We start from the raw sequence: 12,876 nt of genomic DNA, 5'->3' as shown, positions 1-12,876 counted from the left end.
ACACAGCCCCTGTGGCGAGGGGATTTATCCCCTCACCACAGATAAATACTCTCAGCACAAGGAACAGTGTAGCGCCGTCTCAAAGCTGCCCGTCGCGATCCCGGAAGCCCAGCAGATACAGCACCCCATCCAGGCCCAGGGTCGAGATGGCCTGACGGGCCGATTGCTTGACCAGTGGCTTGGCGCGGAACGCCACGCCAAGTCCCGCGATGGCCAGCATCGGCAGGTCGTTGGCGCCGTCGCCCACGGCAATGGTCTGTTCCAGGCGCAAGCCTTCCTTTTGCGCCAGCTCACGCAACAGGTCCGCCTTGCGCTGGGCGTCGACGATCGGCTCGACGGCCACGCCGGTCACCTTGCCGTCCACCACTTCCAGCTCGTTGGCGAACACGTAGTCGATGCCGAGCTTGGCCTGCAACTGCTTGGCGAAGTAGGTGAAACCGCCCGACAGGATAGCGGTCTTGTAGCCCAGGCGCTTGAGTTCGGCGAACAGCGTCTCGGCGCCTTCGGTCAGGCGCAGGGAGGCGCCGATGGCGTCCAGTACGCTGACGTCCAGGCCTTGCAGCAGTGCCAGGCGCTCCTTGAAGCTGGCGCGAAAATCCAGCTCGCCAGCCATCGCCCGCTCGGTGATCGCCGAGACCTTGTCGCCCACCCCTGCGGCCTTGGCCAGCTCATCGATGACTTCGGCTTCGATCAGCGTCGAGTCCATGTCGAACACCGCCAGGCGCCGGTTACGGCGGAACAGCGAATCTTCCTGGAAGGCGATGTCGACGTTCAGCTCCTGGGCCACGCTGAGGAACTCGGCCCGCAGCGCCTGGGGATCGGCCGGTTCGCCGCGCACGGAGAACTCGATGCAACCCTTGCCCTTGTCGTCCGGGGTGTCCAGGGGCATGCGTCCGGACAAACGGTCGATGTGGTCGATGTTCAAGTCATATTTGGCGGTGATCGAGCTGACGCGCTGCAACTGCTCGGCGGTGACCTTGCGGGTCAGCAGGGTCACGATGTGGCGCTTCTTGCCCTGGCCGGCGACCCAGTGCTGGTAATCGGCTTCGGAAACCGGGGTGAAGCGAACCTGCTGGTCAAGCTTGTAGGCGGTGAACAGGATGTCCTTGAGCACCGACTTGCTGTGTTCGGCGTCCGGGATTTCAACCAGGATGCCGAACGACAGCGTGTCATGGATCACCGCCTGACCGATGTCGAGAATGTTCACACCACCCTGGGCCAGAACGCCGGTAATGGCCGCAGTCAGACCCGGACGGTCGCCGCCAGTGATGTTTATCAGGACGATTTCGCGCAAGGCGCACCCCCGCAGGTGGAAAAAAAACGCATTCTACCCACATTCAGTGACCATCGGGCACCGCCAGTGCTTTGCCGGTCATGGGGCTGTCGCTATACTGCGCGTCAATTTCACGGACAAAGAGCCGAGCTCAGTGAACCGGCCCACGCCAGTCAAAACCGACAATTTCTTCCTGCTGATCTTCCGTGCACTGCGCCACCGTCGCGTGCCGATTGCATTGCGCATTGCCAGCCATAACGTGATCCTGGTCGCCCTGGCCCTGGTCATCTATGCCTGCGTGATGGGCTTGCAGTTCAAGCAGGCGATGCACGAGCAGGCCGATGCCCTGGGTGAGAGCCTCACGACCCAGACCGCCACGTCCGCCACCGAGTTGCTGGTGTCCAACGACATCCTCAGCCTCAACGTGCTACTCAACAACCTGACCAAGAACAAGCTGGTGGCCCACGCGGCCATCTACAGCGTCGACAACCGCATCCTCGCCGAGGCCGGCCAGCGGCCCAAGCCTGGCCTTTTGGGCGAGTCCGGCGGCATGTACCAGAGCAAGATCACTTTCCAGGACGTGACGGCCGGGCAACTGCGCATCAGCCTGGACATGGACCAGTTCCAGCAACCGATGACCATCAGCCTGCAAAGCATGGGCATCCTCAGCGCGATACTGCTGGCGCTGGCCCTGGCCTTGAGCCTGCGCCTGGGCCGGCACATCTCCACGCCGCTGTTGCAATTGCGCGTCTGGCTGCGGGACATCGACGAACACACCCCGGCCACCCAGCGCCAGGACGAAATCGGCGACCTGGCCCGGCAACTGCACGCCAGCCTCGCTCCGGAACCGGCCCCCGTGCCCGAGCCCGAAGCGCTCGACTACGTCGACGAAGACGAGGCCGAGCCGGGCTTCGAAGTGCGTAACCTGCGCGATCCCGGCTTCGACGAGAGCCCGCCGATGCCCGCCGCCAGACCGGCGCCCCGCCATGTGGTGCGCACGGTCGAAGACGATGAAGACGACGACGCTTTCGCCGACCTGCGTGACGATTCGATCGGCGGCGAAGCGAAGCCGCTCGTCAAGGCCGTCGCCTCGAACCTGCCCCAGCACAGCGCCGTACTGGCCGTGCAACTGGGCGCCCAGGATCAACTGCGACGCCTGCCCCAGGCACGCCTGAAGGAGTTGCTCGAACGCTACCGTGACTGCCTCGACCAGGCCGCCTCGCTCTACCAGGGCGAACTGCACACCTTGAACGACGGCAGCACGTTGATGCTGTTCCACACCGAGGACAGTGGTGACGACTACCTGACCAACGCCATCTGCTGCGGTGAGTTGCTGCGGGCGCTGGGCCACCAGTTGCAGATCGAGGTCGCGGACAGCGGCATCACCCTGCAACTGCAATTGGGCCTGACCCTGGGTGACGGCCTGTTCGGCCTCAGCCAGATCGACCTGCTGCTGACCGAAACCGCGCAGGACGCCCTGGCGCTGTCGCAACACAGCCGCAACCTGCTGCTGGTGGAGCGCAAGATCAACGACGACGCGCTGATCCGCCAACGCGCCCGTATCCGCCCCATCGCCAGCCCTGAAGGCGCATGCTGCGTGGAACGGCTGATGGAGCCTTACCCGTCGCTGCTGGAGCGGCAACTGGCGCGGATGCACGAGCGCCAGGCCTAACCCCGGCCGCTTGGAATGACGAAGCCCGCAGATGAGTGATTGTCTGCGGGCTTTTTTTTGGGCCGCGCCGGCCTCTTCGCGGGCAAGCCCGCTCCCACATTTAATCCTCGGCAGGATCAGGTTCTGTGGTCATGAAGGACCTTGTGGGAGCGGGCTTGCCCGCGAAGGGGCCAGCACAAGCGTGGAAGCCCCTCCCCCAGAAACAACAAAGCCCGCATCAACGCGGGCTTGCTTCACGGCTATCCAGCCATCAGAACCTGAACACTTCCATGTCCGTGCGAATCGGCAGGGCCATCGGGATTTTCGGCGATTTTTCCGGCGCAGCGGGCTTGGCCTGGGTCGGTGCGGTTTTACGCGGCGTATCGACGATCGGAGGCTGGTTGGCCAACGGCTTGAGGGACACGGACAACTGCTCGGCCAGGCGTTGCAGCAGTACACCTTGGGCCTGGACTTGCGCCGCGGTGGTCCCGGCGTGTTGCTCTTGCAGATGCACGATACGGTTCTCGCGAACCTTGCCCCGACGGTCGATCAACCGCCACTGGGCATCGAGCACCGCAGGCTGGCTCTTGCCCGAGTCCAGGCGGGTGATCGACAGCAGCACCTGGACATCCGGGGTGAAACCCTGGGTGGCCGGCGCCAGCACCACGCGCTGGCTGTCCAGTTGCCCGGCGACCTGGCGCAACAGCAATTGGTCGATGTCCGAAGACAGGCTACCGGCCCAGCGGCCGTCCGTGGCAGCCTGCAGGCTGCCGTCTGGCTGGCGTTGCAACAGGGTTTCGCGTTGCAGGTAATCGGCGATCAATACCGGCCCCAGCAATACCGCCATGCCTGTGCTTTGCGCAGGCTGGGCGGGCGTCCCGCTGTCGAGTTGATACAGCGACACCGGCTGATGGACGCTGCAACCCGCCAGGCCAAGCAGGCCGGCGAGCCATAAAATAGGAAGGCGCAGAGCAGTCATCGTTCCATCCAGGTGGCGGCCACAAGGCCTGCCACAGTGAAAAAATACTCGGTCATTATGAAGAACGCTCGGCCACGCCGGCGCTTGAAAGGGCCTATCATCCGTGAATATGCGTTCCGACTCCAGCGCCAAAGCGTCGGTCTGCGCCTTTTAATCGCAGACCGAGCCCTCTAGTACGCCTAATTCAAGTTTTCGACGAGCAGTGCATCGACCCGCTGAAACCCCCTCGGAAGCTTGTTGCCGCGCCGACCGCGTTCACCCTTGTAATGCTCAAGATCATCCGCCTTGAGCGAGAGCGTACGCTTTCCAGCCTGCAGCACAAGCGTGGCGCCCTCCGGCAACACTGCAATATCCGTGACATATTCCTCACGGCTCGCCACCCGTTCGCCGGAAATCCCGATAATCTTATTGCCTTTGCCTTTACCTAATTGTGGCAGGTCGCTGATTTTGAAGACCAGCAGTCGGCCCTCGGTGGTCACCGACGCCAACCAGTTGTTCTCGCGATCGGCCACGGGCCGGGGTGCGATGACCTTGGCGTTGTTCGGCAGGCTCAACAACGCCTTGCCCGCCTTGTTCTTGGCTTGCAGATCCTCGCCCTTGACCACGAAGCCGTACCCGGCGTCCGAGGCAATCACGTACAGCCCGTCATCATCAGGCATCAGCACGCATTCAAAAGTTGCACCCGGCGGGGGCGTCAATCGACCGGTCAGCGGCTCGCCCTGGCCACGCGCCGATGGCAGGGTATGGGCCGGCACCGAGTAACTGCGCCCGGTGGAGTCGACAAACACCGCGAACTGGTTGGACCGCCCGGCCGCCAAGGCCTTGAAACCGTCCCCGGCCTTATAGGAAAGCCCCGTGGCATCGATGTCATGCCCCTTGGCAGAGCGCACCCAGCCTTTTTCCGACAGCACTACGGTCACTTTCTCGTTCGGCAGCAGGTCGTGCTCCGTCAATGCTTTGGCTTCGGCGCGCTCGACGATCGGCGAGCGGCGGTCGTCGCCGTAGGTTTCGGCGTCCTTGAGCAATTCGGCGCGCACCAGCTTCTTGAGCTTGGCTTCGCTGCCCAACAGGGCTTGCAGCTTGGCTTGTTCCTTGAGCAGTTCGTCCTGCTCGGCCCGCAGCTTCATCTCTTCCAGCCGCGCCAACTGCCGCAAGCGGGTGTCGAGGATGTAGTCGGCCTGGATTTCGCTCAGGTCGAAGCGCGCGATCAAGCTGGCCTTCGGGTGTTCCTCGGTGCGGATGATGTGGATCACTTCGTCCAGGTTGAGGTACGCGATCAGCAAGCCGTCCAACAGGTGCAGGCGACGCTCGACCTTGTCCAGGCGAAATTGCAGGCGTCGACGCACGGTCTTGACCCGGAATTCCAGCCATTCCACCAGCAACGCCCGCAGGTTCTTGAGCTGCGGCTTGCCGTCCAGGCCAATGATGTTGATGTTGACCCGGTAGCTGGTCTCCAGGTCGGTGCTGGCGAACAGGTGCTGCATCAGCGCCTCATGATCGACCCGGCTGTTGACCGGGATGATCACGATGCGGCAAGGATTCTCGTGGTCGGATTCATCGCGCAGGTCGGCCACTTGCGGCGCTTTCGACGGTTTTGCCTGCATCATCGCGGCAATCTGCTCCAGCACCTTGGCTCCGGAGACCTGGTGCGGCAGCGCGGTGACGATGATGTCGCCGTCCTCGATATGGTACACAGCGCGCATGCGCACCGAACCGCGACCGGTCTCGTAGATCTTCAACAGGTCGGCGCGCGGCGTGATGATTTCCGCTTCGGTCGGATAATCCGGACCCTGGATGTGCTCGCAGAGCTGCTCCACCGTGGCTTTGGGCTCGTCCAGCAGGCGCACGCATGCCGTGGCGACTTCCCGCAGGTTGTGCGGCGGCACATCGGTGGCCATGCCGACGGCGATGCCGGTGGTGCCATTGAGGAGAATATTCGGCAAACGGGCCGGCAACACCAGGGGTTCATCGAGGGTGCCGTCGAAGTTCGGCCCCCAGTCCGCGGTGCCCTGGCCCAGTTCGCTGAGCAGCACTTCGGAATAGCGCGACAGCCGCGCCTCGGTGTAGCGCATGGCCGCGAAAGACTTGGGATCGTCCGGCGCCCCCCAGTTGCCCTGGCCGTCCACCAGGGTGTAGCGGTAGCTGAACGGCTGGGCCATCAGCACCATGGCTTCATAGCAGGCCGAGTCGCCGTGGGGGTGGAACTTGCCGAGCACGTCGCCGACGGTGCGCGCCGACTTCTTGTGTTTGGAATCGGCGTCCAGCCCCAGCTCACTCATGGCATAGACGATCCGCCGCTGGACCGGCTTCAGGCCGTCGCCGATGTGCGGCAAGGCGCGGTCCATGATCACGTACATGGAGTAATTGAGGTAGGCATTTTCGGTGAAGTCAGCCAGCGACCGGCGCTCTACGCCGTCTAAGCTGTCTGCAAGAATGTCGCTCATGCGGGCCTCATCAGTTCGTTGTCTGGCGCAGCAGCATGGTGCCGTCGCGCTGGGTAAATTCAAGTTTGTTCAGGGCGCTCATGCCCAGCAGCACCTGCGTGCCACCCAGGCCTGGCGCCACCAGGGCACGGACATCGCGCAAGACGATGTCACCCAATTGCAGCCGGTCGATGCGGGTGCGATAGCCCTCGCTCAAACCGTTGGCGGTACTCAACGTCACGCCGAAACCTTTTTCCAGCTTGAGGCGCTCGGCCAACTCCACTGGAATCGCCACATCCGTGGCACCGGTGTCGAGCATGAAATCCACCGGCTGGCCGTTGATATGGCCGCTGGCGACGAAATGCCCCTGGGTATTGCCCACCAGCTTCACTTCGATAAACCCTTCGCCCCGTTGCGAATACACCTGGGTGTTGGGGTTCTGCTGACGCTGCTCTACCTGGGCAAAGAAGCGTGTCGCCAGGAACAGGGCCGCGCACCAGGCCAGGATCATCAACACCCGACCGGCGCGCTTGCCCGGCGCCTGTTGGCTCATGGCGCGGCATCCCAGCCGCCGTCTGGCGCCGCAAAGCGCCAGACAATCGGACGCTCTTCGCCGTCGGCCCGTGGCCCGTCGTTGTTGTCCAGGCCGATCCAGGCGCCCTCGGCATCCACCACGAGCGCTTCGGCCAGACCGTAGTCCTGAGAATAGCGGCGATTGTCCTGCAAGGCCTCGGCGGCGAACGACCAGCAACGCTCCACCCTGGCGCTCTGCGGATCACGCCGGCAGACCTGGAAGGCGTTGCGCTCCAGGGTAAACAGCTTGCCATTGAACAATGAAATATCTGCGAAATCCCGGGAAACCGGGCGGGCCTTGGGGAACTGCGCCGGCTGCATCTCCAGTCCCGCTTCGCTCAACAACACGCAGTTGTCATCGCAATCCCACACCGTTTGCTGGCGCTTGATCAGCAACAGGCCACGACGTTCACGCTCGGCCGCCAGCCATAGCTGATCGCCGGCCGGGCTCACCGCCAGACCTTCGAACAGCGCATTGAAATGCAACAACATGCCGCTGGCCCGGGCCTGGCGAATCATTGTCGGGGCGATTTTCAACCAGGACGCCTCGCCGGTCGGCGGCACTTGCAATACCGCCGCGTAGGCCTCGCTGACCACGTAGCGATTGCCGGCGCTGTCGCAACTGATGCCTTCGAAATCCAGCGCGCCACCGCGCAGGAACGATGCAGCCCAGGTTCGCGAACGCAAGCCCCAGGGCAAACCGTTGTCGGGCACCTCAGGCACGTCGATGGTCAACGCCTGGGCCTGCCAGACCTTCCCATCGGAGGTGTCCAGGCGATAAATGCGGTCATCGTCGCGATCGGACACCGTCCACATTTCATTGCCACACAGGGCCAACCCGGACAGGTTGCCGCCGCGCATGCCTTCGACGGCGTGCTCGGACAGCAACTTCAATTCCGGTGCCGGTTCTGCGACCACAGCCCCCGCCCACAGCAACAACGCCAGGGCGAAACCGCTGCGCATCAGGCCAGCACCTCGGCCAGGTCGCCCTTGGATTCGAGCCAGGACTTGCGATCGCCAGCGCGTTTCTTCGCCAGCAGCATGTCCATGATTTCCGTCGTGGCCGCGAAATCATCCAGGGTCAGTTGCACCAGGCGACGGGTGTTCGGGTCCATGGTGGTTTCGCGCAGTTGCGGCGGGTTCATCTCACCCAGGCCCTTGAATCGGGTGACCTGTGGCTTGCCGCGCTTCTTCTCGGCCACCAGGCGATCGAGGATGCCGTCGCGCTCGGCTTCGTCCAGGGCGTAATAAATGTCCTTGCCCAGGTCGATGCGGTACAGCGGCGGCATCGCGACGTAGACATGCCCGGCGTCCACCAGCGGACGGAAATGCTGGACAAACAGCGCGCACAGCAGCGTGGCGATGTGCAGGCCGTCGGAGTCGGCGTCGGCGAGGATGCAGATCTTGCCGTAGCGCAACTGGCTCATGTCCTCGGCGCCCGGATCGACGCCGATGGCCACGGCGATGTTGTGCACTTCCTGGCTGGCCAGCACTTCGCTGCCGTCCACTTCCCAGGTATTGAGGATCTTGCCCCGCAGCGGCAGGATCGCCTGGAACTCCTTGTCCCGCGCCTGCTTGGCCGAACCGCCGGCGGAGTCCCCTTCCACCAGGAACAGCTCGGAACGCATCGGATCCTGCCCGGCGCAGTCGGCGAGCTTGCCCGGCAACGCCGGCCCCTGGGTGATGCGCTTGCGCTCGACCTTCTTGCTGGCCTTGAGGCGACGACCGGCGTTGCTGATCGCCAACTCCGCCAGCGCCAGGCCGGTTTCCGGGTTGGCGTTAAGCCACAGGCTGAAGGCATCCTTGACCACACCGGAAACAAACGCCGCCGCTTCGCGAGACGACAGGCGTTCCTTGGTCTGGCCGGAGAACTGCGGTTCCTGCATCTTCATCGACAGCACGAACGCGATGCGCTCCCACACGTCTTCCGGCGCCAGCTTCACGCCCCGGGGCAGCAGGTTGCGGAACTCGCAGAACTCGCGCATGGCGTCGAGCAGGCCCTGGCGCAAACCGTTGACGTGGGTCCCGCCCTGGGCCGTGGGGATCAGGTTGACGTAGCTTTCCTGGACACTCTCGCCGCCCTCGGGCAGCCACAGCAGCGCCCAGTCCACGGCTTCCTTGTTACCGGCCAGACTGCCGCAGAACGGCTCGTCGGGCAGGCGTTCGAAACCGTTGACCGCGTCCACCAGGTAAGAGCGCAGGCCGTCTTCGTAATGCCATTCGACCTTCTCGCCGCTGGCCTTGTCCTCGAAACTGACCAACAACCCTGGGCACAATACGGCCTTGGCCTTGAGCACGTGCTTGAGGCGGCTGACAGAGAACTTCGGCGAATCGAAATACTTCGGGTCCGGGGCGAAATACACGCTGGTCCCGGTGTTGCGCTTGCCGACGCTGCCGACCACTTCCAGCTCGGTGGCCTTGAAGCCATCGGCGAAGGTCATCTGGTATTCGTTACCGTCACGCTTGACCCGCACCCGGACCTGGGTCGACAAGGCGTTGACCACGGAAATACCCACCCCGTGCAGACCGCCGGAGAACTGGTAGTTCTTGTTGGAAAACTTGCCGCCGGCGTGGAGCTTGGTGAGGATCAGCTCGACGCCCGACACGCCTTCTTCGGGGTGGATGTCCACCGGCATGCCGCGGCCATCATCGCTGACCTCCAGCGAATGGTCGGCGTGCAGGATGACCTGTACCGATTTCGCGTGCCCGGCCAAGGCTTCGTCGACGCTGTTGTCGATGACTTCCTGGGCGAGGTGGTTCGGCCGACTGGTGTCGGTGTACATGCCGGGGCGCTTGCGCACCGGGTCGAGGCCCGAGAGGACTTCGATGGCGTCTGCGTTATAAGAGCTAGCGCTGGGAGTGGCCATGGGGTCTCGTCGTCAGTGTTCAAATGAAAAAGGGGCGATGGTTCACAGCGAGGTGAAGTCGATCGCCTGGTACAAATCGGCGCCAATGCCGGCAAAACCAAGCAGCGCCGGCAGCTGCTGGGCAAACCCCTGGAAACCGTGGTCGCCGCCGGCCTGGATGCGCAACGCACAGGCGCGGTAATACTGTTGGGCGTGGCGATAATCCAGCGTTTCATCACCGGTTTGCAACCATACCTGATACCGCTGCGGATCCTGGGGCGCCGGCACCTCCAACGCGGCCAGGGTCGTGACGTGGTCGTGGGTCAACTCCCAGGTTTCATCGGTGTACAAATTCTTCTGCGTGCCCAGGTAGCCATCGAACATCCGATGGGGGCTGACGGCCGGATTGATCAGCAATGCCTTGAGGCCGTGGCGCTCGGCCAAGTGAGTCGCATAGTAGCCGCCGAGCGAGCTGCCGACCAGCAGCGGACGGCCCAGTTGTGCAATTGCCTGCTCCAATTGGGCCATGGCTTCGCGGGGGTGGTGGTGCAGGGCTGGCACTTGCAACTGATCGCCCAGGCCCAGGCGGGTCATCACGTCGATGAGTTGACGGGCCTTGGTCGAGGCTGGGGCGCTGTTGAAGCCGTGGATGTAGAGGATCGAAGCGGACATGCCAACTTCCTGTGTCGAGGGCAAAGGCCGGAGTTTACAGGGAGTTTGTGGCGGTTTGGGGGATTTGGCCTTATCGTCGGCCCATCTCTATCAGCTGTACTCCGATCCAATTGTGGGAGCGAGCTTGCTCGCGATGGCTGTGTCGTGGTCGACCTGGATTTCCGGGTATATATCCGTTGCTGCGGTAACGGCCGCTTAGGGTTCCGCCCTTACGGCGGGTCACTTTTGGAAAAGCGCCAAAAGTAACCAAAAACGCTTTGCCCCACCACTGGGCACCTCGCCTAGGCTCGGCGTGCCCTCACTCCGGCATTGCTCCGTGGGCCCGCCGCGAAGGGCCATCCATGGCCCAGCGCGGCTATCCCGGCATCCATGCCGGGATGCCCACTACGCAACGCCTGCGTTCGGCCCTTGTGGTTAATGGGGCGTTCAAGATCAAAAGCAAAAGCAAAAGCAAAAGCAAATGTTGTCTGGCCTATCGGGGATCGACGACATCAAGTGCTCGGTTTGCCAGCAGCTCACTCAGTTCGACCATCTGCTGGACGCCGAAGGCTATATGCCGGTTGGGGCCTTCCAGATTGAAGGCCAGGTCGCTGAGCATCGCATTGGCCGAGGCCAGGGTTTCGCTGAGGTTGGCCAGGAGGGTTTCGCTATCGAGGTTTTCGACGACGGTGAATAGCTGACCGGGGGATGGTTTCTTTTTGGCCTGGGGTTCTGGGGCGAGGTAGAAGTTGAGGGCGCGTTCGGCGGCTTCGTCGAGTTTTTTGGCGTCGAGGCCGGTGTGGGGTGCGGTGGGATCGGTTTTTGGGGGATTGGGGGTAACTTTGAACATGGTGAGGTTCCTTTTACCAAGTGGAACCGCCACGTCTCGTTTTCCAGTCGAGAGGTGGCAGCTATGCGAGGGCTGGAAAAACCGAGGTAAAAGGAAAACCCGGCAGACTCGAAAGTCTCCCACGCACAGCCGCCATAACGCAGAACTGCACAGATAAAGCACGGCAGTATCTCACGTGGTGCGCTGTTACGCCTTTTACTCTTCGGGTTTTCCAGGCCCGGTCGCTGATTGCAGCGACCGGAAAAGGTTAGCGATAACCCTTCCCACCCGGCAACCGCCAGAGCTCGTCGGAAAAATCTGCGCGGAGGTCCGACCATTCCCACAGATGTAAGTCGACTGTAAAGCCGCCTTCGCGGGCAAGCCCGCTCCCACAGGGAACCAAGGTCAGCCGCAAGAACAGGCCGGCCACAAGGCCGCCTTGCTTTGCTTTTGCTTTTTGCTTTTTGCTTTTTGCTTTTGATCTTGAAGGCCCCGTTAACCACGACGGCCGAACGCAGGCATTGCGCAGTGGGCAACCCGGCATGGATGCCGGGTTAGCCGCGCTGGGCCATGGATGGCCCTTCGCGGCGGGCCCACGGAGCAATGCCGGAGTGAGGGGATGCCGAGCCTAGGCGAGGCACCGAGTGGAGGGGCAAGCCTTTTTGGTTACTTTTGGGGCGTTTGCCAAAAGTAACCCGCCGTAAGGGCGGAACCATAAGTAGCCGTTACCGCAGCAATGGATATTTACTCAATCAACAAAACCCAAGCCAATCACAGGGCCGCCTTCGCGGGCAAGCCCGCTCCCACAGAAAAACTCAATACCCATTGGCCCCATAGTCGACCGCAAACTCAAACCCAACCACCCGCTCAACCCCCGTCTCCAACCGCCCATCCGCCAAAAGCCGCAACCACCGATACCCCGGCACCTGCTCCCCCACCGCAAAATCCACAGAACCAGGCTCAAACTGAATACAGGTCGAAGGCGAAGCCAACAACCTCACCCCATTGCGCACCTGATCAATCTCCTGATGCACATGCCCCCACAGCACCGCCCGTACCTGGGGAAACCGATCCAACACCGCAAACAGCGCCTCAGGATTACGCAACCCGATGGGCTCCATCCACGCACACCCAATCGAAACCGGATGATGATGCAGGCACACCAGATGATGCCGCTCCGGCGCCTCACTCAGGGCATTGGCCAGCAGAATCAGTTGCTCTTCGGCTAAAAACCCCGGCACCGATCCGGGCACGGCGGAGTCGAGCATCGTCACGCGCCAGTTGCCAATGTCCACCACCGGATCGAGCAATGTGCTCTGGACCGCCGCCTGGAGCATCACCTGCGGCTCATCGTGATTGCCCGGCAGCCAGCGCGCCGGAGCGTCGATCCTCGCGCTCATCTGGCGGAATGCTTCGTAGGATTGCAGCGTACCGTCCTGAGACAAGTCGCCCGTGGCAAGCAGCAGATCTATCTCCGGCTGCTGTTCGAGCACCAGGTCGATGACCGCCCGCAGGCTGTCCCGGGTGTTCATGCCCAGCAACGAGGCATCAGCCTCGGCGTACAGGTGGCTGTCGGAGAGTTGGACCAGCAACGCCGCGTCAGCGGTGGTCAAGGTGGATACGCTCGGCAAATCGCTCACTCCCAGGCGTA

Annotated in this window: 10 protein-coding genes; 1 reads left to right on the top strand and 9 read right to left on the bottom strand. The window is 62.8% G+C overall.

Translation table 11 applies throughout. The features are described 5' to 3' along the window. Positions 1 to 79: 79 nt before the first annotated feature. A complete protein-coding gene (serB, locus tag KI241_RS02555; protein WP_212803321.1) occupies positions 80 to 1,294 on the bottom strand; it encodes a phosphoserine phosphatase SerB in 1,215 nt (404 codons plus the stop codon). 133 nt (positions 1,295 to 1,427) lie between these two features. On the opposite strand from serB, the gene KI241_RS02550 reads away from it, so the two are divergent. Then, positions 1,428 to 2,945, top strand: a complete 1,518-nt coding sequence (locus KI241_RS02550; protein ID WP_212803320.1) for an AhpA/YtjB family protein — start codon at positions 1,428 to 1,430, stop codon at positions 2,943 to 2,945. Between the two features lie 250 nt (positions 2,946 to 3,195). Here the strand turns inward: KI241_RS02550 and KI241_RS02545 are convergent, their stop codons facing one another. The 8 genes from KI241_RS02545 to cpdA all read right to left on the bottom strand — a co-directional run bounded on the left by KI241_RS02545 (position 3,196) and on the right by cpdA (position 12,856). Beyond that, the gene (locus tag KI241_RS02545; RefSeq protein WP_042730539.1) at positions 3,196 to 3,903 is read right to left on the bottom strand and encodes a PqiC family protein; all 708 of its coding nucleotides are present in this window, start codon (positions 3,901 to 3,903) and stop codon (positions 3,196 to 3,198) included. Positions 3,904 to 4,082: 179 nt separating this feature from the next. Further along, on the bottom strand, positions 4,083 to 6,347 hold the full coding sequence (gene parC / locus KI241_RS02540) for a DNA topoisomerase IV subunit A (protein ID WP_047736065.1): 2,265 nt from the start codon (positions 6,345 to 6,347) through the stop codon (positions 4,083 to 4,085). A gap of 10 nt (positions 6,348 to 6,357) precedes the next feature. Next, positions 6,358 to 6,879: a TIGR02281 family clan AA aspartic protease gene (locus KI241_RS02535; RefSeq protein WP_047736066.1), complete on the bottom strand. Its 522-nt coding sequence runs from the start codon at positions 6,877 to 6,879 to the stop codon at positions 6,358 to 6,360. After that, entirely contained in the window at positions 6,876 to 7,862 is a 987-nt protein-coding gene (locus KI241_RS02530; protein ID WP_042730542.1) for an esterase-like activity of phytase family protein, read from the bottom strand. The genes KI241_RS02535 and KI241_RS02530 overlap by 4 nt, the downstream gene beginning before the upstream one ends. Then, entirely contained in the window at positions 7,862 to 9,766 is a 1,905-nt protein-coding gene (gene parE, locus KI241_RS02525) for a DNA topoisomerase IV subunit B (protein WP_047736068.1), read from the bottom strand. The genes KI241_RS02530 and parE overlap by 1 nt, the downstream gene beginning before the upstream one ends. A gap of 42 nt (positions 9,767 to 9,808) precedes the next feature. Beyond that, on the bottom strand, positions 9,809 to 10,417 hold the full coding sequence (locus tag KI241_RS02520) for a YqiA/YcfP family alpha/beta fold hydrolase (RefSeq protein ID WP_042732742.1): 609 nt from the start codon (positions 10,415 to 10,417) through the stop codon (positions 9,809 to 9,811). Positions 10,418 to 10,889: 472 nt separating this feature from the next. Continuing rightward, on the bottom strand, positions 10,890 to 11,246 hold the full coding sequence (locus KI241_RS02515; RefSeq protein ID WP_042732741.1) for a DUF6124 family protein: 357 nt from the start codon (positions 11,244 to 11,246) through the stop codon (positions 10,890 to 10,892). Between the two features lie 794 nt (positions 11,247 to 12,040). After that, positions 12,041 to 12,856 carry a 3',5'-cyclic-AMP phosphodiesterase gene (cpdA, locus tag KI241_RS02510; RefSeq protein ID WP_042731425.1) on the bottom strand — a complete coding sequence of 272 codons (816 nt, stop codon included), beginning with the start codon at positions 12,854 to 12,856 and terminating at the stop codon, positions 12,041 to 12,043. Positions 12,857 to 12,876 lie beyond the last annotated feature (20 nt).

The organism is Pseudomonas sp. Cab53 (assembly GCF_018325965.1).
GTDB lineage: Bacteria > Pseudomonadota > Gammaproteobacteria > Pseudomonadales > Pseudomonadaceae > Aquipseudomonas > Aquipseudomonas chlororaphis_E.
The sequence above is the reverse complement of the archived record's forward strand: the minus strand, read 5'-3'. Positions and strand labels throughout refer to the sequence as shown.